General features: G+C 66.1%; 18 protein-coding genes and 1 riboswitch. Of the genes, 11 read left to right on the forward strand and 7 right to left on the reverse strand.

The window, feature by feature from the left end:
- Position 1 precedes the first annotated feature (1 nt).
- Genes sufC through MP11Mi_RS16270 form a run of 4 tightly spaced genes read right to left on the reverse strand, consistent with a single transcriptional unit; the run spans position 2 to position 4218 of the window.
- On the reverse strand, positions 2 to 772 hold the full coding sequence (gene sufC / locus MP11Mi_RS16255) for a Fe-S cluster assembly ATPase SufC (protein ID WP_420039914.1): 771 nt from the start codon (positions 770 to 772) through the stop codon (positions 2 to 4).
- 58 nt (positions 773 to 830) lie between these two features.
- On the reverse strand, positions 831 to 2015 hold the full coding sequence (gene sufD / locus MP11Mi_RS16260) for a Fe-S cluster assembly protein SufD (protein WP_420039915.1): 1185 nt from the start codon (positions 2013 to 2015) through the stop codon (positions 831 to 833).
- Positions 2015 to 3451 (reverse strand): Fe-S cluster assembly protein SufB, encoded by a 1437-nt coding sequence (gene sufB / locus MP11Mi_RS16265; RefSeq protein WP_420039916.1) that lies wholly within the window; start codon positions 3449 to 3451, stop codon positions 2015 to 2017. Before sufB ends, sufD begins: the two co-directional genes overlap by 1 nt.
- Positions 3448 to 4218 (reverse strand): helix-turn-helix transcriptional regulator, encoded by a 771-nt coding sequence (locus MP11Mi_RS16270; protein WP_420039917.1) that lies wholly within the window; start codon positions 4216 to 4218, stop codon positions 3448 to 3450. The genes sufB and MP11Mi_RS16270 overlap by 4 nt, the downstream gene beginning before the upstream one ends.
- A gap of 163 nt (positions 4219 to 4381) precedes the next feature.
- Between MP11Mi_RS16270 and mptB the strand changes: the two genes are divergently transcribed.
- From mptB to MP11Mi_RS16290, 4 genes are all read left to right on the forward strand, one after another.
- Complete coding sequence (mptB, locus tag MP11Mi_RS16275; protein WP_420039918.1) at positions 4382 to 6154, forward strand: polyprenol phosphomannose-dependent alpha 1,6 mannosyltransferase MptB; 1773 nt, start codon at positions 4382 to 4384, stop codon at positions 6152 to 6154.
- 93 nt (positions 6155 to 6247) lie between these two features.
- A complete protein-coding gene (locus MP11Mi_RS16280) occupies positions 6248 to 7219 on the forward strand; it encodes an ABC transporter ATP-binding protein (RefSeq protein ID WP_420712808.1) in 972 nt (323 codons plus the stop codon).
- On the forward strand, positions 7216 to 8022 hold the full coding sequence (locus tag MP11Mi_RS16285; RefSeq protein WP_420039920.1) for an ABC transporter permease: 807 nt from the start codon (positions 7216 to 7218) through the stop codon (positions 8020 to 8022). Before MP11Mi_RS16280 ends, MP11Mi_RS16285 begins: the two co-directional genes overlap by 4 nt.
- A 38-nt stretch (positions 8023 to 8060) precedes the next feature.
- A complete protein-coding gene (locus tag MP11Mi_RS16290; RefSeq protein ID WP_420712889.1) occupies positions 8061 to 8993 on the forward strand; it encodes a COX15/CtaA family protein in 933 nt (310 codons plus the stop codon).
- 296 nt (positions 8994 to 9289) lie between these two features.
- Here the strand turns inward: MP11Mi_RS16290 and MP11Mi_RS16295 are convergent, their stop codons facing one another.
- Positions 9290 to 9649, reverse strand: a complete 360-nt coding sequence (locus MP11Mi_RS16295; RefSeq protein ID WP_420039922.1) for a hypothetical protein — start codon at positions 9647 to 9649, stop codon at positions 9290 to 9292.
- A 34-nt stretch (positions 9650 to 9683) separates the two neighbouring features.
- On the opposite strand from MP11Mi_RS16295, the gene MP11Mi_RS16300 reads away from it, so the two are divergent.
- On the forward strand, positions 9684 to 10649 hold the full coding sequence (locus MP11Mi_RS16300) for a quinone oxidoreductase family protein (protein ID WP_420039923.1): 966 nt from the start codon (positions 9684 to 9686) through the stop codon (positions 10647 to 10649).
- Positions 10646 to 11431, forward strand: a complete 786-nt coding sequence (locus tag MP11Mi_RS16305) for a hypothetical protein (protein ID WP_420039924.1) — start codon at positions 10646 to 10648, stop codon at positions 11429 to 11431. The genes MP11Mi_RS16300 and MP11Mi_RS16305 overlap by 4 nt, the downstream gene beginning before the upstream one ends.
- A gap of 16 nt (positions 11432 to 11447) precedes the next feature.
- Here the strand turns inward: MP11Mi_RS16305 and MP11Mi_RS16310 are convergent, their stop codons facing one another.
- Both MP11Mi_RS16310 and MP11Mi_RS16315 read right to left on the reverse strand, forming a co-directional pair.
- Positions 11448 to 12692, reverse strand: coding sequence for a hypothetical protein (locus MP11Mi_RS16310; protein ID WP_420039925.1), 1245 nt, complete (start codon positions 12690 to 12692; stop codon positions 11448 to 11450).
- Positions 12693 to 12745: 53 nt separating this feature from the next.
- Positions 12746 to 13717 (reverse strand): heme o synthase, encoded by a 972-nt coding sequence (locus MP11Mi_RS16315; RefSeq protein ID WP_420712809.1) that lies wholly within the window; start codon positions 13715 to 13717, stop codon positions 12746 to 12748.
- A gap of 237 nt (positions 13718 to 13954) precedes the next feature.
- On the opposite strand from MP11Mi_RS16315, the gene tkt reads away from it, so the two are divergent.
- The 5 genes from tkt to pgl are packed head-to-tail and all read left to right on the forward strand — an operon-like array spanning position 13955 to position 20441.
- On the forward strand, positions 13955 to 16030 hold the full coding sequence (tkt, locus tag MP11Mi_RS16320; RefSeq protein ID WP_420039927.1) for a transketolase: 2076 nt from the start codon (positions 13955 to 13957) through the stop codon (positions 16028 to 16030).
- A 27-nt stretch (positions 16031 to 16057) separates the two neighbouring features.
- The gene (tal, locus tag MP11Mi_RS16325) at positions 16058 to 17176 is read left to right on the forward strand and encodes a transaldolase (protein ID WP_420039928.1); all 1119 of its coding nucleotides are present in this window, start codon (positions 16058 to 16060) and stop codon (positions 17174 to 17176) included.
- 37 nt (positions 17177 to 17213) lie between these two features.
- On the forward strand, positions 17214 to 18755 hold the full coding sequence (gene zwf / locus MP11Mi_RS16330) for a glucose-6-phosphate dehydrogenase (RefSeq protein WP_420039929.1): 1542 nt from the start codon (positions 17214 to 17216) through the stop codon (positions 18753 to 18755).
- Between the two features lie 25 nt (positions 18756 to 18780).
- Positions 18781 to 19698, forward strand: a complete 918-nt coding sequence (locus tag MP11Mi_RS16335) for a glucose-6-phosphate dehydrogenase assembly protein OpcA (RefSeq protein ID WP_420039930.1) — start codon at positions 18781 to 18783, stop codon at positions 19696 to 19698.
- Positions 19695 to 20441, forward strand: a complete 747-nt coding sequence (pgl, locus tag MP11Mi_RS16340) for a 6-phosphogluconolactonase (protein WP_420039931.1) — start codon at positions 19695 to 19697, stop codon at positions 20439 to 20441. The genes MP11Mi_RS16335 and pgl overlap by 4 nt, the downstream gene beginning before the upstream one ends.
- Positions 20442 to 20633: 192 nt before the next feature.
- Positions 20634 to 20748: riboswitch (SAM riboswitch) on the forward strand.
- The last annotated feature ends 16 nt before the right edge of the window (positions 20749 to 20764 follow it).

A 20764-nucleotide genomic window follows, 5' to 3' on the forward strand; every position in this document is an offset into this window, starting at 1 on the left:
TCTACTTCGCGACAGCGGCGGTGAAACGCTCGTATCCGCCGCGCTCCAACTCGTCGGCCAGCTCCGGGCCACCCGATTCGACGACCCGGCCGTTGACGAACACGTGCACAAAGTCGGGCTTGATGTACTGCAGGATCCGCGTGTAGTGCGTGATCAGCAGGATGCCGCCATTCTCGCCGTCGGCGTACCGGTTGACGCCTTCGCTGACGATGCGGAGTGCGTCGACGTCGAGACCTGAGTCCGTTTCGTCGAGGATCGCGATCTTCGGCTTGAGGAGACCGAGCTGCAGAACCTCGTGGCGCTTCTTCTCTCCGCCGGAGAAGCCCTCATTGACGCTGCGGTCGCCGAACGCCGGATCGATGTCGAGATCGTTCATCGCCTCGCGCGCTTCCTTCACCCAGTGCCGCAGCTTGGGAGCTTCGCCACGGACAGCGGTCGCCGCCGAGCGCAGGAAGTTCGACATCGAGATGCCGGGCACCTCGACCGGGTACTGCATGGCGAGGAAGATACCCGCACGTGCACGCTCGTCGACGCTCATCGCCAGAACGTCTTCGCCGTCGAGGGTGACGGTGCCGGACGTGATCTTGTACTTCGGGTGGCCTGCGATCGCGTACGAGAGAGTCGACTTGCCGGAGCCGTTCGGGCCCATGATGGCGTGCTTCTCACCGGACTTGATAGTCAGGTCCACGCCCTTGAGGATGTGGATCGGCTCGGCGTCGGAATCGTTGTCGGCGACGTCGACGTGGAGATCACGGATTTCGAGAGTAGTCACTGGAATCAGTAGTTCCTTCGTAAAGATGTGGGAGGCCGTCAAGATGTGGGGACGGGGCTCAGGCGCCTGCGATTTCGAGTTCGGCTTCGATAGCCGCCTCGAGTCGCTCGCGGAGCTCGGGGACAGTGATCTTGGCGAGGACCTCGCCGAAGAAGCCGCGAATGACGAGGCGTCGGGCCTGGTCTTCGGGGATGCCGCGCGACTGCAGGTAGAACAGTTGCTCGTCGTCGAAGCGTCCGGTGGCGCTGGCGTGCCCAGCGCCGACGATCTCGCCGGTCTCGATCTCGAGGTTCGGCACGGAGTCGGCGCGCGCGTTATCGGTAAGCACCAGGTTGCGGTTGAGCTCGTAGGTGTCGGTACCTTCGGCGCTCGGGCGGATCAGGACATCGCCGATCCACACCGTGTGCGCCTCGCGGGACCGCTTGGAACCCGGCTTGCCGTCGGAGGTCTGCCCCTGCAACGCACCCTTGTAGGTGACGTACGAACGGCAGTGCGGCGCCGAGTGATCGACGAGTAGACGCTGCTCCAGGTGCTGACCGGCGTCCGCGAAGTACAGACCCCACAGTTCGGCGTCGCCGCCCGGCGCCCGGTACTGCACGTGCGGGGACAGCCGCACGAGGTCGCCGCCGAGGCTGATCGCGAAGTGGCGGATCACGGCGTCGCGCCCCACAGAGATGTGGTGCGCCGCGACGTGCACGGTGTCGTGCGCCCAGTCGTGCACGTTGACGACTGTCAGGTGCGAGCCGTCGCCCGCCACGATCTCAACGTTCTCGCCGACCGTTCCGCTGCCCCGCTGGTCGAGGACGACGACGGCCTTCGCGAACGCTTCGGCGCGGATCTGCAGGTGCGTGTACGCGACCTCGCCTTCGCCGGGACCGTCGAGAGTCACCACGACCGGGACCTCGACCTGTGCGTTCGCGGCGATCGTGACGACGCGAGCGTTCGTGAACGACGAGTACGCCTGCGCGGCGATCCGGTCGAACGGGACGCCGCCTTCGCCGAGGCGCGGGTCGTCGCGTTCGACGAGTTCAGACGTGACGCCGTCTACGACGCCCTCGACGGTGTAGTCGAGGGTCGCCGTGGCGGGAGCCGTTCCGTCGTGCAGGCCGCGGAGACGACGGAACGGGGTGAACCGCCACGCCTCTTCGCGCTGGCCGGGCACCTCGAACGCGTCGACGTCGAACGAGGCGAACATCTCGCCCTTGTTGACGACGACTTCCTTCGTCGGGGTGAGTTCAGCCATCAGCCGACCGATCCTTCCATCTGCAGTTCGATGAGCCGGTTGAGCTCGAGTGCGTATTCCATCGGGAGTTCCTTGGCGATGGGCTCGACGAAGCCGCGAACCACCATGGCCATCGCTTCTTCTTCGGTGAGGCCACGGCTCATCAGGTAGAACAACTGATCGTCGCTGACTTTCGAGACGGTCGCCTCATGCCCCATCGTCACGTCATCTTCACGGATGTCGACGTACGGGTAGGTGTCGCTGCGGCTGATCTGGTCGACCAGCAGTGCGTCACACTGGACCGTCGAGCGGCTGCCGTGCGCACCCGGATTCACCTTGATCAGTCCACGGTACGACGATCGGCCGCCGCCGCGCGCCACCGACTTCGAGACGATGTTGCTCGAGGTGTACGGCGCGAGGTGCACCATCTTGGATCCGGTGTCCTGATGCTGGCCCTCACCCGCGAACGCGACCGAGAGGACTTCGCCCTTGGCGTGCTCGCCGGTCAGCCACACGGCCGGGTACTTCATCGTGACCTTCGACCCGATGTTGCCGTCGACCCACTCCATGGTGGCGCCTTCTTCGGCCTTGGCTCGCTTGGTGACCAGGTTGTAGACGTTGTTCGACCAGTTCTGGATGGTCGTGTAGCGGCAGCGACCACCCTTTTTCACGATGATCTCGACGACCGCGGAGTGCAGCGAGTCAGACTTGTAGATCGGCGCGGTGCAGCCTTCGACGTAGTGGACGTATGCGTCCTCGTCGACGATGATCAGCGTTCGCTCGAACTGACCCATGTTCTCGGTGTTGATGCGGAAGTACGCCTGCAACGGGATGTCGACGTGGACGCCCGGCGGCACGTAGATAAACGAGCCACCCGACCAGACTGAGGTGTTCAACGCGGAGAACTTATTGTCGCCCGCGGGGATGACGCTGCCGAAGTACTTCTCGAAGAGTTCCGGGTGTTCACGCAGACCGCTGTCGGTGTCGAGGAAGATGACGCCCTTCTCCTCCAGGTCCTCGCGGATCTGGTGGTAGACGACCTCCGACTCGTACTGTGCGGCGACGCCTGCGACGAGCCGGTTCTTCTCCGCTTCGGGGATACCTAGCCGGTCGTAGGTGTTCTTGATGTCCTCGGGCAGGTCCTCCCACGATTCGGCCTGCTTCTCGGTGGACCGCACGAAGTACTTGATGTTGTCGAAGTCAATGCCCGACAGGTCGCCGCCCCAACTGGGCATCGGCTGACGATCGAAGATGCGCAGTGCCTTGAGTCGCTGCTCGAGCATCCATTCGGGCTCACTCTTCTTGCCCGAGATGTCGCGGACGACTTCCTCGGATAGACCACGCTTGGCGGCTGCGCCTGCGTCGTCATTGTCGGACCAGCCGTAGCCATAGCCGTCGAAGGACGCGATCGTCTCTTCCTGGGACAGCTGAGCGGCGGCGGGATCGGTGACCGTCATCGGGGGACCTTTCCATCGGGGTTGTCGGCGACGACGGGCTGCGACGTCGCCTTCGGGTCGGGAACGTTCGGGGACTCCGCCGGGTTTGCAGGCCGGTGGACCGGTACGTGGGTGCTGCATACGCAGTCGCCGTTGGCGATGGTGGCGAGTCGTTGCACGTGAGTGCCGAGCAGTTCGGTGAACGCCGCTGTCTCGGCTTCGCACAGTTCGGGGAACTCGGTGGCGACGTGCGCCACCGGGCAGTGGTGCTGGCACATCTGTACCCCGGTGCCGACTTCACGGATGTCGGCCGAATAGCCTGCGCCGGTCAACGCGGCCGCGATCTGTTCGACGGTGGCGATGACCGAGCCGGACTCGGTCACCGGCTCGACGCCTGCGACGAGGCCGTTCACGCGTTCGCGGGCGAACTTCTCGACGGCGTCCTGCCCGGCGATGTCCCGAATCGATCGGATCGCGGCACCCGCGAGGTCGTCGTAGGCGTGCCGCAGCTTGCCGCGTCCAGCGGGAGCCAGTTGGAACCATTTGGCCGGGCGTCCGCGGCCACCCTTATTGAATCCGGCGGGTGCCAGTTCGACGTCGCCTCCGTCGGTGAGTATGTCGAGGTGGCGACGGACTCCGGCTGCACTGATGCCGAGGCGTTCGGCGATGTCGCTGGCCGTCATCGGCCCCTCGTCCACGAGCAATGACACGACGGCGGCGCGGGTCTGGCCGTCGGGGCCAGACCCGTCTGCATGCTGTTGCCACAGCAGTCGCTTCGAGTCGGTCATGCTTTTCACAACACAAGTGTGACGTAATTGATTCCCCCGATCCAGCAAGGGTGACCTAATCGCCCGGCGGGATCGCGCCGCTGGTCCGGCAGGCCGCACCGCTCTGCCGGCGAACCGGCGCACGTGCGCACCAGCACCGCACACCAACGGATACAGTGCTCGTGTGCCAGAACTCCCGCTATTGCGTCGAGGCCTCGATTATCTCGGTGTCTCCCGCCCCGTCGTCGAGCGCGATCCCGACGCTACCGGGGAATACGGCACTCGGCTCGCCCGCATGCACGCCGACGAAGCCGAAGTAGGCCCGCTCAACGCGCTCGAGACGTCGAGACTGCGGCGCATCCAGCTGTTCGGCACTACCGGCTCGGTGCTCATCTTGATCGGATCGCTCGGCACCGGCATGCTGCCGGTCCTACAGAATCCGATCGTCGGCACCCGCATCCTGTCGTTGCCCTCACGCATGTATTCGACGGCGCTCACCGTCTCCATCGGCGGCATGATGACGCTGGTCCTCGCGTGGCTGCTCCTCTCGAGATTCACCATCGGGCGCATGTCGGTCGAGGTAGCCGAACGTCGCAGTCCGGCCCGCCGAATGTCCCGGAGCCAGATCTATCAGACGATGGTGATGTGGGCGGCTCCACTAGTGATCGCGCCTCCCCTGCTCAGCAAGGACGTCTACTCGTATCTCGCGCAGAGCGCGATCGCCTACCGAGGAATGGATCCGTACACCTACAGTCCAATGCGCGGACTCGGCGTCGACCACGTGCTCACGCTGTCAGTGCCGAACCTGTGGAAGGACACGCCCGCCCCGTACGGGCCCCTGTTCCTGTGGATCGGTGAACACATAACCGCTATGACCGGCGAGAACATCACCGTCGCCGTCCTATTGCATCGCGTGGTCGCACTGTTCGGCGTGGCGATGATCGTGTGGTCACTCCCCCGTCTGGCCCGCCGTTGCGGCGTGTCGAGCGTTACCGCGCTCTGGCTCGGCGCACTCAATCCGCTGCTCATCCTCCACTTGATCGGCGGCATCCACAATGAAGCGCTGATGCTCGGCATGATGCTGGTCGGGATGGAATGGTGCTTCCGCGCCATCGACGGTTCCGAGCGCCTACGACGACCCGACCATCCACTCCCGTCCAGGGCCGGTTGGATCCTGGCCGCGGGCGTCGCGCTCATCGCCGCGTCCGCGATGGTCAAGGTCTCGTCGCTACTCGCGCTCGGCTTCATCGGCATAGCTCTCGCACGACGCTGGGGCGCCACGCTCCCCGCATTGCGGAACGCGCCGCGTTCCCAATGGTGGGATCGCTCTCGAACCTCGTTCTTCGCTCTCGCCAAGTCCGCGTGCGCCTTGCTGTCCGTGACGATCGCCGTGATCGTCGCGATCTGTCTGGGTACCGGCCTCGGATTCGGCTGGACGGGCACGCTCAGCACAGGCGGGATCGTCCGTTCTTGGATGTCGATGCCGACCTTGCTGTCGGTCGTCGCCGGTCGCGTCGGACTGTGGCTCGGAATGGGCGAGCAAACGCAGGCGATCCTCGACATCGCGCGACCCATCGGTCAGTTGATCGCGGCGATCTTCGTCGTCCGCTGGCTCCTCGCGTGCCTCGCGGGCCGCGTGCATCCGCTCGGCGGCCTCGGCATCGCGATGGCCACATTCGTCGTGTTCTTCCCGTTCGTGCAGGCCTGGTACCTGTTGTGGGCAATCATCCCGCTGGCCGCGTGGGCGACGACCCGCTGGTTCCGAGTCGGCACCGTCGTCATCTCCGCGATCATGTCGGTCGTCGTAATGCCCACGAGTTCGGACACTCCGCCGCTCGTCGTCGCGCAGGGACTGCTGACCGGGCTGATCATGGTCGCCATCACGGGGATGGCCTTCTTCATCGACAGTCCGGTGCGACTGTGGCTGTCGCGCCGTCGCCGAGTCGGGCGACGTTGACCTGTCCGCGTGCGGGCCGCCGGACCGCACGTGTGCCCGGGCGCACATCGTCGCGACCCGATGCCTGTGCGCGGGCGTTGCTCGCTTAGGCTGATGATCGTGCGCGACGCCCCTGCCTCTTCGAACGGTTCGGTCGATCGTGCCGCGGGCGAGACCACGCTGAGCATTCGAGGTCTGGTCAAGCGGTACGACGACGTCGCAGCCGTCGACGGACTCGATCTCGACATGCGACGCGGTGAAGTGCTGGCGCTTCTCGGCCCCAACGGCGCAGGCAAGACGACGACCGTCGAAATCTGCGAGGGCTTCGACCGACCCGATGCCGGCGAGGTCCGCGTCCTCGGTCTGGACCCGATAGGCGAGAACGATGCCCTCCGCAGCCGGGTGGGGGTGATGCTGCAGGGCGGCGGAGCCTATCCGGGCGCCAAGGCCGCGGAGATGCTGCGGCTGTGCGCGTCGTACTGCGCCGACCCACTCGATCCCGGGTGGCTGATGGACGTCCTCGGGATTGCCGACATCGCGGGCACCCCGTTCCGTCGCCTCTCGGGCGGACAGCAGCAGCGACTGTCGCTCGCCTGCGCCCTCGTCGGACGGCCTGAGCTCGTCTTTTTGGACGAGCCGACGGCAGGCCTCGACGCGCACGCGCGAATCATGGTGTGGGAGTTGATCTCCCGCCTCAGATCCGACGGCGTATCGGTGCTCCTGACTACCCACCATCTCGAAGAGGCCGAAGAGCTTGCCGACCACATCGTCATCATCGACCGGGGTCGGGCGGTCGCGTCTGGCACCCCCGCCGACCTCGTACGACGCGATGCCGAAGGCCAGCTCCGTCTCACCGCCGAAGGTATCGACGACGACGCCTTGGCGTCCGCACTTCCAGCCGGCTACACGTGCAGCCGGAGCCAGGCAGGCGATCACCTCGTGCACGGCGAGATCACTCCGCAGATCGTGGCCGCGGTCGCCGCGTGGTGCGCCGAAAACGATCACCTCGTCACGTCGCTGACCGTCGACACGAATTCACTCCAGGACGTCTTCCTAGAATTGACCGGACGCGAGGTGCGCGCATGAGCGAGACGTCTGGCGACGCCCCGAACCGTTTCCCAGCGGGCACGTTCGCACCGGCACCAGCGCCGGCACCGTTATTCTCGATGATCGCGGCACAGACGCGCATGGAGCTGACCCTGCTGCTGCGCAACGGCGAACAGCTGCTGCTCACCATGTTCATCCCGATCACCCTGATGATCGGCCTGAGTCTCCTACCGATCGACACCGGATCCGGCGACACGACCGCCGCCCGCGCGACAACGTTCGTTCCGGCGATCCTGGCGGTTGCGATCATGTCGACCGCGTTCACCGGGCAGGCCATCGCTGTTGGATTCGATCGACGGTACGGTGCGCTCAAACGCCTCGGCGCCACACCGATCCCGCGATGGGGAATCATCGCAGGAAAGTCGTGCGCGGTGGTCATCGTCGTCGTATTGCAGGCGCTGATCATCGGCGCGATCGGGCTAGCCCTCGGGTGGCGGCCCGCAGTCGCCGGCCTCCTTCTCGGCGCGGTAGTCGTTGCGCTCGGTACAGTCGCGTTCGCGGTTCTGGGTCTACTCCTCGGCGGGACGATGAAAGCGGAGATCGTCCTGGCGCTCGGCAATCTGATCTGGTTCGTGCTTCTCGGGTTGGGCAGTCTCGTCGTCTTCGACGAGCACGTACCGTCGGTCGTCCACTGGGCGGCTCGTTGTTCCCCGTCCGGCGCTCTCACCGAGGCGCTCATCCAGGCGCTCGACTCGTCGGTTGATCTGTTCGGCATCGGCGTGCTGGTGGCCTGGACGGTCGTCGGCGGCGCCCTCGCAGTGAGGTGGTTCCGATTCCAGTGACGACGTCGTCCGCAACTGAACAGTCAAACACGCAGTCATTGATCCGGTCGTGGGCCGGCTTCCGGATGCCGAGCCGCCGATTCCTCTACGGCTGGGCGATCGCCGACCTCGCCGCGAACATCCTCCTGGTCGTCACCGGCGGTGCCGTCCGCGTCACCGACTCCGGGCTGGGCTGCCCGACGTGGCCTCAATGCACGTCGGGATCGTTGACCCCGCACGCGGCCATGGGCATCCACGGCGTCATCGAGTTCGGCAATCGCATGCTCACGTGGGTCCTGGTTGTCGTGGCCATCGCGACTTTCGTGGCGGCCATGCGGCACCGCCCGGTCGACCGGCTCGCACGCCGACTGTCGCTGGTCATCGGACTGGGGGTGCCACTGCAGGCGGTCGTCGGCGGCATCACCGTGTTGACCAACCTCAACCCGTGGGTCGTCTCGTTCCACTTCCTGGCCACGATGTTGATCATCTCGCTCGCCACCTGGCTGGTCTTCCACACTTCGCCTGCCCGTCCCGCCGACACTCCGACGGACACCGCACCCGCCATCACGCGGATCACGGTGGTGGCGTCTTGGGTCGTCTATGCGGTCACCTGGGCGACGGTCTACCTCGGTACGGTCGTCACCGGTTCGGGCCCGCACGCGGGTGACATCGAATCCAAACGCAACGGTCTCGAACCCACCCAGGCGACGCAGTTGCATGTGGACGCTGTCTGGGCTCTCGTCGGTATCACGGCGGGCCTCATCGTCGTCACGATCATCGCGAAGTCGGCCGCTCGACGCGCCAGCATCGTGTTCGGCGGGATCATCGTGCTCCAAGGCGTGATCGGCTACACCCAGTACGCGACGGGACTCCCCGAGTGGATGGTCGTGTTGCACATGTTCGGCAGCGCCCTCCTCCTATCCGGAGCAACCTATCTGGTCGTCAGCGCGGTCCGCGCGAGTGGTGTGGAAGCCATCGCCCGCGACTCCTGATCGAAGCCCGCCGCCGATCGACCTGAGTCTCGACTCCGCTCGACGGACGGTCGACGTCGAACGAACCGCGGGACTCGACTTCACCAGGTCGTCGAGGTTGCTAGGACTGCTCGCGACCAAGTCTCGGGTACGGCGTGAAGGCGAGTCTAAGGGACCGTCTACACCATCGCTGCAGTTCAGCGTGCCGACAGTCTCCCCCGTGACTCGGTCACTATCACCAACGCACGACGGAGCAGCCGGTCACCATCACCGATATCCACCGGAGCCCTTCGGCACTGCCCGGCAAGTCCGCTCGCTCAGTCGAGGATCTTGCGGTTGCGCGCCTTCGGGAAACGCTTCTGGTTGGCGACCCAGCCGGCCATCTTCTGCCAGTGACCGGGGCGAACGTCGGCAGCCGAAGTGAGTTCGCGGTCCCATTCGGCGGTCTCGAGTCCGTCAACCGCGTCGACCACTGCCTTCGCGGTCTCCATGTCGTCGACGACCCGGTCGCCGAGGGTGCCGTTGTCGCCGACGAGGGTCACACGGACACCGGCTTGGCCGGCAGCCTGAAGGACGGCCTTCGCGGAGCCGCCGTTGGCGGACACGAAGCCGCGGATCGACGAGACCACGTCGGACGGTGCGGTCGCAGGCGTCTTCACAGCGGATTCTTCACTCATGTCGGTGATCATACCGGCGTGCGAGAATAGTCCCATGCGCGCGATCCAAGTGACTGCTCACGGCGGTCCCGATGTCCTCACCGCGGTCGACGTCCCCGATCCCGAACCCGCTCCCGGCGAACTCCTCGTTCGCGTTCGCGCCGCGGGCATCAACTTCATCGACACGTACCTTCGAGCAGGCCTGTATCCGTCCCGGCCGCCGTATGTTCCCGGGATCGAAGGATCCGGCGAAGTGATCGGAACCGGTTCTCCCGACACCGGATTCGCAGTCGGCGACCGGGTGGCGTGGACCGATGCCGCCGCGTCGTACGCGGAGAAAGCCGTCATCGCGGCCGACCGCGCCCTGCGGGTGCCCGACGCCGTCAGCGACGAGATCGCCGGATCAGCGCTCCTGCGCGGCCTCACCGCCCACTATCTCCTCGACGGCAGCGCGCATCCCGAGGTCGGCGACACAATCCTCGTGCACGCCGGAGCAGGCGGTGTCGGACTGCTCCTCACCGAATGGGCGACATCGCGGGGCATCACCGTGATCTCGACAGTGTCATCGGATGCCAAGGAAGAGCTCTCGCGCACGGCCGGCGCGGCGCACGTCCTCCGTTACGATGACGACATCGCGGCACGAGTGCGCGACCTCACCAGCGGACGCGGAGTCCAGGTGACGTACGACGGTGTCGGCCAGTCGACATTCGACGCCTCGATCGCGTCGACCGCGGTCCGCGGGACCGTCGTTCTCTTCGGCGCGGCGAGCGGCCCGGTCCCGCCGTTCGACCTACAGCGTCTGAACGCCGCCGGATCTTTGTCGGTGACCCGCCCCACGCTCGCACACTTCGTCGCCGACCGCACGGAACTCGAGTGGCGCGCCGACGAGTTCTTCGGCTCGATCACCGCCGGCCGCCTGCACGTCTCAGTAGGTCAGACGTTCGCGCTGGCAGACGCCGCAGACGCGCACCGCGCGTTGGAGTCTCGCGCCACCACCGGTGCGACCGCATTGATCCCGTGAGCCCGAGGACCCAAATCCGCGTCGGTACCGCCTTCGCAGCGGGCGCGGGCGTCATCGCGCTCGCCGCCACCCGCCCGATCTCCGCGGTACCGCTCCTCGTCTGTTTCGCCGTCCTGTTGAGCATCGTCCTGTCGGCCGCCGTATGGCCCAAGCACGACGACATCGCCGTGGAAGCCGCGCAGTTCAAACGAGACAGCGACACGAAAGATGCGTCCGGCGCTGACTTCGACAACGGTTCCGCGCGGCACCGGACGCCGACACCTCCTCCTCCCGCGGCGCCGTCGCCGGATACCCGGCGACAGAAATGGGGGCGTGCCTGCGAGCACCATGACGGCATATTGACCGCGTACGGCGCGTACGAACTCGACCCGGCGATGCTGCTCCGCTACCCGGGTATGTGGGACTTGAGCGCGCAGGAGGTCATGGATTTCCACGATGCCCTCGAACTGGCGGGCACGCTGCGGACCGAGCAGTTCACCGACGACAGCATCAGTCAGGACTACATCGACTCGATCGCGATCTTGCGCACCGCATGGCATAAGGCCGACCGTTTCGCGCGCAGCACGGGTACGTCGCAGCTGGGCGACGACGATGCCCGCGACTGCCGTCGTGCGTTGAAACTGCTCGATCACGCGAATGGGACAGCAGGACCGGAGCGGGCCACCTACCTGCGGCAAGTAGTCAGCACGGTCGAGCGGCTCACCGAACGCGGCATAGTGGCGAACGCGCCGACGATCCACGCCGCGCTGGCAGCCCAGGTCCGCAAGGCGCTGTCCGCGTGAAGCGAATGACCGCTGGTCACCATGAGCCGTCACGGACGAAACGTCCGTTGAGCGAGTAGACGCCTTCGACATTGCCGTTGACCGGGCCAACCGAAATCCGAATCCGTGCGGGCGCGTCACCACCGCTGTCGCCGGGCATGTCGCCCGCCTGAAATCCAACGACGCCCGAGTCGTAGGTAGGCGAATCATTGCGTCGCATGAGATCGTCGCGGGCCCGCAGCACCGAGGCCTGCGACAGCTCGCTCAACACGAACCTGGGAGTCCGCGGGTATCCTCGGCCGTCACGCTGAGCGACCTTCGGGAACTCGCCTGGCACCGCGATGATCGATTCGACGGGCCCGTCGTCGAACTCCATCTCGATGCCGCCACTGCTCTGGACTGATGACGCAGCGGGGATCGTGGCCTCGTCGATGGTCGATTTGAAATCGAACCCGGTGAGGTGCGTACGTGGTCCGACACCCGCCGCCTTCATTATCCGCACTGCCGCGACCATCACCGTGTCCACGGCTCCGGCGTCGAGAGTGTCGGGGAGGTTCCCATCCGCGTCCACCTGGATCTTGCGCATGATGTCGTCGCTGTCGAATGAGACGAGCAACAGACCGTCGTCGCTCCTGCGTTTGATCTCGATCGCGGTCCGGTCGGTCACGGTTCCCGAGTCGCCGATCTCTCTCGCACCTCTGGCGACCTTGACCGCGGCGTCGGATAGGGAGAGATTCGTCAGTTCTGCTCGACTGAATGTGTCGCGTTCGGTCGCGCGTGACGTCGACGGCGTGCCCCAGCCATCGCCGCTCTGGCTCACCGACACCTTGTTCCCGTTACGGGAATCGAGCACCGCGACACTCGGCGACCACCCGAACCGTAGTTCGAGGATGGACGCCGAACCGTTCGGCACCATAGCGTCCGCCTGCGCGAACGCGTCAGCTAGTCGTGCGTCGAGATCGAGTTCATCGGCGACGGGCGCTTCGGTGGTCTCGGACCCACCGGATTCCGTCGACTCGTCGTCCGTCCCGATCACGCCCGCGATCGGGACGCCGAGTACCAGTACGACCAACGGAACCACCGCCGCACCGATGAGCCCAGCGGTCCGCGACGACTTCGACACGACGACGACTCCGCCGACCGTTGCAGCCAGACCGACGATCGCGCCGAGAATGCGGATCGTGGTGTCGCCGACAGTGCCGGCGACGACGAACGCCGCAACTCCGAGGGTTGTCGCGCAGACAAGGACCGTGGCCGGTGTCGGTTTCGACGTGTCTGTCACTCGAACAGCCTATTGGGTCGGCGCTTCGCTCGACGTCCCGCCCCGTCGGACGATCAGGAGAAGTATGTGGAGATCGTCGGCAGGTTGATGACGGCGTCGACGGCGAGCCCGCAGAACAGGAGCGCGAGGTACTCGTTGGAGACCAAGAAGATCTTGAGCGGCTTGAGTTCGACGCCTGCGCGGGTCTGCACGTACAGCTTCCCGACCCACCAGATGAACCAGACACCGGACGCGACTGCGACGACGAGGTAGATCCAGCTGGTCGGCGGGATCAAGAAGAACGAGGTGATCACAGTGAGGACCGTGTACACCAGCATCTGAAAGGTGACCTTCTCGTCTGATGCGATCACCGGCAGCATCGGGACGCCCGCGGCCCGGTAGTCCTCGCGGTATCGCATCGCCAGCGCCCACGTGTGCGGCGGAGTCCAGAAGAAGACGACGAGGAACAAGACGAACGGCTGCCAACTCAAGTCGTGAGTCACCGCGGCCCAACCGACGAGCGCGGGCATACAGCCCGCGGCGCCGCCCCAAATCACGTTCTGCCAGGTGCGACGTTTGAGGATCAACGTGTACACGAATACGTAGAACGCGATCGTGATCATCACCAGAATCGACGGCAGGAACGATCGGTTGCCGGCATCGTCGGCCGTACCGAAGTACAGGACCGTGAACGACGCGGCCGCCATCACGATCCCGAAGATCAGGACATGCCCGATCGGCACGGCTTTACGGGCGAGTGGACGCTTCTGCGTGCGCTTCATCTTCTGATCGATGTCGGCATCGGCCACCATGTTGAGACTGTTGGCGCTCGCCGCACCCAGCCAGCCACCGATGACCGTCACCAAAATCAACCAGATGTCGATGTGTCCGCGGTGCGCTTGCAGCATCACCGGGATCGTCGCGACGAGAAGGAGTTCGATGACACGCGGCTTCGTGAGCGCGATATATGCGAGAACCGTCGTGCGGACTCGAGTCCAAGCGGTGGACTCAGTCACGTCGACACCGGCGCTCTCCCGAGTCCTCAACACAAGCTCCTCACATCAGCACGAGCCGGGTAACGGACGCATCCACGCCGACGGCTACTACAAGCGATGGTAGACCGCGGCCTCATGCGTCGAGGAATCGGGCGGAGGCGGGTGCGACGACCGCCACACCCACTGTTTACCGGCGGCCGCGCGCACGAGTCCGCCGCCCCGCTAGGCTGGAAGTCACTATTTGTCCGCGGGGGCAAGAGCCATCGATGCACAGGAGACACCACGATCGTGCCCATCACCGACAAGATTCGCGCGCTGACCCGACCCATCCACCCGTCCGACTGGACCGAGCTGGACACCAAAGCAGTCGACACCGCCCGCGTCCTTGCCGCGGACGCCGTCCAGAACTGCGGCAGCGGCCACCCCGGCACCGCGATGAGCCTCGCTCCCCTCGCCTACAGCCTCTACCAGCGCGTGATGCGCCACGACCCCACCGATCCAGCGTGGGTCGGCCGCGACCGCTTCGTTCTGTCGTGCGGCCACTCGAGTCTCACCCAGTACATTCAGCTGTATCTCGGCGGCTTCGGCCTCGAACTCGACGACCTCGTCGGTCTCCGCACGTGGGGGTCGCTGACCCCGGGGCACCCGGAGTTCCGGCACACCAAGGGCGTCGAGATCACCACCGGCCCACTCGGCCAAGGCCTCGCGTCCGCTGTCGGCATGGCGATGGCGGCCCGCCGCGAACGCGGCCTCTTCGACCCGGAGACTCCCGCAGGTCAGAGCCCGTTCGACCACCACATCTACGTCGTAGCCTCCGACGGCGACATCGAGGAGGGCGTCACCTCCGAAGCGTCGTCGCTCGCCGGCACCCAGCAGCTGGGCAACCTGATCGTCTTCTATGACGCCAACGAGATCTCCATCGAAGACGACACGACGATCGCGCTCAGCGAAGACACCGCCAAACGCTACGAGGCGTACGGCTGGCATGTGCAGACCGTCGAGGGCGGCGAGAACGTGGCAGGCATCGAAGCGGCGATCGACGCCGCCAAGAGCGTGACCGACCGTCCGTCGATCGTCGTGCTCCGCACGATCATCGCGTTCCCGGCACCGACCAAGATGAACACCGGAGCTTCGCACGGCAGTGCGCTGGGCGCCGACGAGGTCGCCGCCACCAAGGAGGCCGTCGGGTTCGACCCGTCGAAGAACTTCGACGTCGCCGACGACGTGATCGCGCACACGCGAGCGCTCGCCGACCGGGCCGCCGCGATCCGTGCAGAGTGGCAGAAGAGCTACGACGCCTGGGCTGCCGCGAACCCCGAGAACAAGTCGCTGTTCGATCGTCTCCACGCGGGTGAACTCCCCGACGGCTGGACCGAGGTGCTGCCGACGTGGGAGGCCGGCGACAAGGCCGTCGCTACCCGCGCTGCATCGGGCAAGGTGCTCGCCGCGCTCGCCCCGGTCATGCCCGAATTGTGGGGCGGCTCGGCCGACCTCGCAGGCTCGAACAACACGACGATGACCGGCGAGCCGTCGTTCGGTCCGACCTCGATCGCGACGTCAGCGTGGAAGGCGGAGCCGTACGGCCGCACGCTGCACTTCGGCGTCCGCGAGCACGCTATGGGCGCCGTCCTCTCGGGCATCGTCCTGCACGGGCCCACTCGGGCCTACGGCGGCACGTTCCTCCAGTTCGCCGACTACATGCGCCCCGCGGTCCGGCTTGCCTCGCTGATGGAGATCGACCCGATCTACGTGTGGACGCACGATTCGATCGGCCTCGGCGAAGACGGCCCGACCCACCAGCCGGTGGAGCATCTGGCCGCACTCCGCGCGATCCCTAACTTGGACGTCGTCCGACCGGCCGACGCCAACGAGACCGCGTACGCGTGGCGTCACCTGCTGACGCGCCGGAATCATCCGGTCGGCCTGGCGCTGACCCGGCAGAACGTGCCAGTCCTGCGCGGGACCTCGTTCGAAGGCGTCTCGCGGGGCGGCTATGTGCTCGCCGACACCGACGGAGCGGCCGACGTCGTGCTGATCGGCACCGGATCTGAGGTGTCGCTGGCCGTCGAAGCCCGCGATACGCTCGCCGACGACGGGATCAAGGCTCGCGTCGTCTCCATGCCGTCCATCGAGTGGTTCGACGAGCAGGACGCAGACTACCGCGAATCGGTGCTGCCGGCTGGTGTGCCGCGTGTGTCCATCGAGGCGGGAATCGCGATGCCGTGGCACGCCGTCGTCGCTGGCGGCGCGATCGTCTCGCTGGAGCACTACGGCGCGTCGGCCCCGTACGAGAAGCTGTACGAAGAGTTCGGCATCACCGCGGACGCCGTCGTCACCGCAGCTCGCGGCCTCCTCGGCCGCTGAGCGTCCCCGAAAGGTCTGGAGCAGAACATGACTCAAAACAGTAATCTGGTCGCACTCTCCGAAGCCGGTGTGTCGGTATGGCTCGACGACCTGTCGCGTGACCTGATCTCGTCGGGCGGTCTGCAGGAGCAGATCGACACGCGCAGCATCGTCGGGGTCACGACCAACCCGGCTATCTTCCAGAACGCGATCTCATCGGGCGGCAGCGCGTACGCCGCGCAGATCGCGGACCTCGCGAAGTCCGGTGCCGACATCGACGTGGCGATCACCGCATTGACCACCGACGACGTGCGAGCCGCGTGCGACATCCTCGCGCCGGTGTTCGAGGCTTCGGGCGGCGCCGACGGGCGTGTCTCGATCGAAGTCGACCCGCGCCTGGCGAACAAGACCGCCGACACCGTCGAGCAGGCCGTCGAACTGTGGAATCTCGTGGACCGCAAGAACCTGTTCATCAAGATCCCGGCCACCGCGGCCGGGGTTCCGGCGATCGCTGACGTGATCGCTCAGGGCATCAGCGTCAACGTCACGCTGATCTTCTCGGTCGAGCGCTACCGCGAAGTCATGGACGCCTACCTCGACGGCTTGGATCGCGCCCTGCGCAACGGTCACGACGCGGGAGCGATAGCGTCCGTCGCGTCGTTCTTCGTCTCACGCGTGGACACCGAGATCGACAAGCGTCTCGAAGCCGTCGGCACCCCCGAGGCGCTCGCCCTGCGCGGCAAGGCCGGACTGGCGAACGCCCGCCTCGCCTACGCCGCCTACCAGGAGGTCTTCGAAACCGAGACGCGGTTCCCGGATCTTCAGGCGCACGGAGCCCTGCCGCAGCGCGCATTGTGGGCATCGACCGGCGTAAAGAATCCGGAGTACCCGGATACCTTGTACGTGAGCGAGCTCGTCGCCCCGAACACCGTCAACACGGTGCCCGGCAAGACCCTCGAGGCGTACGCCGACCACGGCTGGGTCAACACCGAATCGATCGTCGGCCAGGGACCCGCCTCCCGACAGGTGTTCGACGCTCTTGCCGGCGCAGGCATCGACCTCCCCGACGTGTTCGCGCTCCTGGAGCGTGAAGGAGTCGAGAAGTTCGAGCAGGCGTGGGACGAACTGCTGACCGCGACCGCGGCGCAGTTGGACGCCAACCGATAGAAACTCTGCGGGAACGACGCGACAGGAAGTCAACAGCGTGCCTCACTCGGCCCAGTCGGAATGGACCAATCCGCTCCGTGACCCGCACGACCGGCGGCTCCCGCGTATCGCGGGACCGTCGGCGTTGGTCATCTTCGGCGTGACGGGCGACCTCGCCCACCGCAAGCTGATGCCCGCGATTTACGATCTCGCGAACCGGGGGCTCCTGCCCCCGAGTTTCGCCCTGGTCGGATTTGCCCGACGAGACTGGACGCACGACGAGTTCGCCGACGTCGTCCGGGCGGCCGTCGAGGCCAACTGCCGGACGGGGTTCCGCGCCGAAGTGTGGGACCGGTTGGCCGAAGGCATCCGCTTCGTGTCCGGGACCTTCGAAGACGACGACGCGTTCGAACGGCTGCAGGCGACGCTCGCCGACCTCGACGAGGCTCGGGGCATCGACGGCAATCACGCCTACTACCTGTCGATCCCGCCGAACGCGTTCCCCGTCGTGTTGAGTCAGCTGCGTCGGACCGGAATGGCCGACCAGACCGGGGACTCGTGGCGTCGAGTGGTCATCGAGAAGCCGTTCGGGCACGACCAGGAGTCGGCGACCGAACTCAACGAACTCGTTAACAGTGTGTTCGCCGAGGACTCGGTGTTCCGCATCGACCACTACCTGGGCAAGGAGACGGTCCAGAACATTCTGGCGCTCCGATTCGCCAACCAATTGTTCGACCCTTTGTGGAGCTCGCACTACATCGACCACGTGCAGATCACCATGGCCGAAGACATCGGCTTAGGCGGCCGTGCCGGCTATTACGACGGGATCGGGGCAGCGCGCGACGTCATCCAGAACCACCTGCTGCAGTTGCTCGCGCTGGTCGCAATGGAAGAACCCGTCTCATTCTCGCCGCGCCATCTGCAGACCGAGAAGGTGAAGGTTCTGCAGTCGACCCGCAATATCCTGCCGATCGCGGAGAACTCCGCGCGCGGCCAGTATGCCGCGGGTTGGCAAGGATCCGAACCCGTCGTCGGACTCAAAGACGAGGACGGGTTCGCCGCCGACTCGACAACGGAGACGTTCGCGGCGATCGCGCTAGAAGTCGATACGCGACGGTGGGCGGGCGTTCCGTTCTACCTCCGCACCGGCAAGCGTCTTGGTCGTCGCGTCACGGAGATCGCCCTGGTATTCAAACGCGCACCGCACCTCCCGTTCGACGACACGATGACCGCCGAACTCGGCCAGAACGCGCTCGTCATCCGCGTGCAGCCCGATGAAGGCGTCACCTTGCGATTCGGCTCGAAGGTACCCGGGTCGTCGATGGAGGTGCGCGACGTCAACATGGACTTCAGTTACGGCGGAGCGTTCACCGTCTCGTCGCCCGAAGCGTACGAACGTCTCCTGCTCGACGTCCTCCTCGGCGAGCCGTCGTTGTTCCCGGTGAACGAGGAGGTCGAGCTCAGTTGGCAGATCCTCGACCCAGTACTCGCCGAGTGGGCGTCGGCCGGCACCCCGGACGAGTACGAGTCCGGGACGTGGGGGCCGAATTCCGCCGAGACGATGATGAACCGCACCGGTCGCGTCTGGAGGCGTCCATGACGTCCACGCAGAACAGGAGCCGTCGATGATCGTCGACCTACCCGACACCGACACCACCTCGATCAGCAAGAAACTCGTCCGGATGCGTAGCAGCGGCGGAGCCGTGACGCTTGGCCGCGTGCTGACGCTGATCATCGACGTCGACGCGGGCGAAGCCACCGAGGAGGCCGTCGAGGCATCGAACATGGCCAGCCGCGAACATCCGTGCCGCGTCATCGTGGTCTCACGCGGCAACCGGACGGGCGACGCACGGCTGGACGCGCAGATCCGTGTCGGCGGAGATGCCGGGGCCTCAGAAGTCGTGTTGCTGACGTTGTCGGGGCAGCTCGCCGAGCATCCGCACGCGGTGGTGACGCCGTTCCTGCTGCCCGACACCCCGGTTGTGACCTGGTGGCCGGACCGGGCGCCGACGAATCCGGCGGAAGACCGTCTGGGGCGTCTGGCCTCCCGCCGCATCACGGATGCGCGGAAGTCGGCCGACCCCGCCGCGTTCCTCGCCGAGCGACGGGCGGGCTACTCCCCCGGTGACACCGACCTGTCGTGGTCGGCGCTCACGCCGACGCGCGCCCTATTCGTATCGGCGCTCGACCGTCCGCCGCATACCCCGATCACGGGAGCCGAGATCACCGGCCCGCTGGACATGCCGGGTCTGGACCTGTTCGCCGGCTGGTTGGCCGCGGCCCTGCACACTCGCGTCGTCCGGCGCCCCGGGCCGCTCGCCACCCGCCTATTCCGGGGCGATTCCACCCTGTCGATGTCGGTGAACGACGACGGGGTGAGTGGAACTGTTGCGAGCACCGGCCACCCGAATGGTCGGGTCGCGTATGCGCGACGAACCACAGCCGAATGCCTGGCCGAAGAGCTCCGCAGCCTGGATGCAGACGAAGTGTACGAAGCGGCGTTACTCGGTCTGCCCGACGTGGAATTCAAGGAGTCGACATGACGTCCCCTGCCGATCGAGCGGATTCGAGACCCGAGACTCTCGTCTTCGACTCGTCGACCGAGTTGATCGAAACGGCTCGTGCCCGCTTCGTTGATGCCGTTGTTCGTGCCCAAGAGGCGCGCGGTATCGCATCCGTCGCGCTGACGGGCGGGTCCAACGGGATCGGTCTGCTCCGCGCACTTGTATCCGACTCGGGCGGCATCGCCTGGGATCGGGTCGAGGTCTATTGGGGCGACGACCGTTTCGTCCCGGCGACACACCCCGAACGCAACTCCGGTCAGGCATTCGACGCGCTCCTCTCGTCGGTTCCGGTCGATCCGGCGAGAATCCATGTGATGGCCCCGTCCGACGGCGAGTTTGGCGACGACATCAACGCCGCAGCCAAGGACTACGCACGGTTGGTCGGCACCGAAACAATCTTCGACGTGCACCTCCTCGGCATGGGCGGCGAAGGCCACATCAACTCGCTGTTCCCGCACACCGACGCCACCAACGAGGATGTCGCGACTGTCGTCGCCGTCACCGACTCACCGAAGCCACCGCCCGCGCGTCTGACGTTGACGTTCCCGGTGATCAATCGTTCACGAGAAGTCTGGTTCCTCGTCTCCGGTGCGGAGAAGGCCGAGGCCGTCGCGGCGGCCCACACAGGCGCCGCGCGCGCCGACTGGCCGTGTGCCGGAGCAAACGGAACTGAGGCCACGGTCTGGTTCCTCGACCGAACTGCAGCGTCCGCACTGCCGTAGCCGTCTGACATCACCTCGGATCAGCCCGAGGGCCGCCACCGCTCGTGGCCGGCTCTCGGGCTGATTCGCGTCGGGTGGAGAGTTAGGCTCACCCGGATTCAAAGAATCCCGTATTTCCGTATTGCACGTCCTTTCCGATCACCACGATCGCGGCGATTGGCCGCCGCCCGCCGGACTCGTAACGTCGACGTCGGTTATGAGTGTCAGTGACAAAAGCCCTGGCTGGCTGACCGGCAACCCTCCACACGCGGCGGGGTGCTCCAGGTGAGAACCCGACCGTGCGAGAGCCGCACGGTAAGCGCGAACCGATGAAGGACGTCACC

It is taken from the genome of Gordonia abscondita, from assembly GCF_032711245.1.
Lineage (GTDB): Bacteria > Actinomycetota > Actinomycetes > Mycobacteriales > Mycobacteriaceae > Gordonia.

Bases quoted from the DNA above. Each gene is read 5' to 3' on its own strand.
- MP11Mi_RS16300 (WP_420039923.1), top strand. From the start codon at position 9,684: ATGCGCGCGATCCAAGTGACTGCTCACGGCGGTCCCGATGTCCTCACC.
- MP11Mi_RS16270 (WP_420039917.1), bottom strand. From the start codon at position 4,218: ATGACCGACTCGAAGCGACTGCTGTGGCAACAGCATGCAGACGGGTCT.
- sufB (WP_420039916.1), bottom strand. From the start codon at position 3,451: ATGACGGTCACCGATCCCGCCGCCGCTCAGCTGTCCCAGGAAGAGACG.
- pgl (WP_420039931.1), top strand. From the start codon at position 19,695: ATGACGTCCCCTGCCGATCGAGCGGATTCGAGACCCGAGACTCTCGTC.
- MP11Mi_RS16295 (WP_420039922.1), bottom strand. From the start codon at position 9,649: ATGAGTGAAGAATCCGCTGTGAAGACGCCTGCGACCGCACCGTCCGAC.
- MP11Mi_RS16280 (WP_420712808.1), top strand. From the start codon at position 6,248: ATGATCGTGCGCGACGCCCCTGCCTCTTCGAACGGTTCGGTCGATCGT.
- sufD (WP_420039915.1), bottom strand. From the start codon at position 2,015: ATGGCTGAACTCACCCCGACGAAGGAAGTCGTCGTCAACAAGGGCGAG.
- tal (WP_420039928.1), top strand. From the start codon at position 16,058: ATGACTCAAAACAGTAATCTGGTCGCACTCTCCGAAGCCGGTGTGTCG.
- MP11Mi_RS16285 (WP_420039920.1), top strand. From the start codon at position 7,216: ATGAGCGAGACGTCTGGCGACGCCCCGAACCGTTTCCCAGCGGGCACG.
- MP11Mi_RS16335 (WP_420039930.1), top strand. From the start codon at position 18,781: ATGATCGTCGACCTACCCGACACCGACACCACCTCGATCAGCAAGAAA.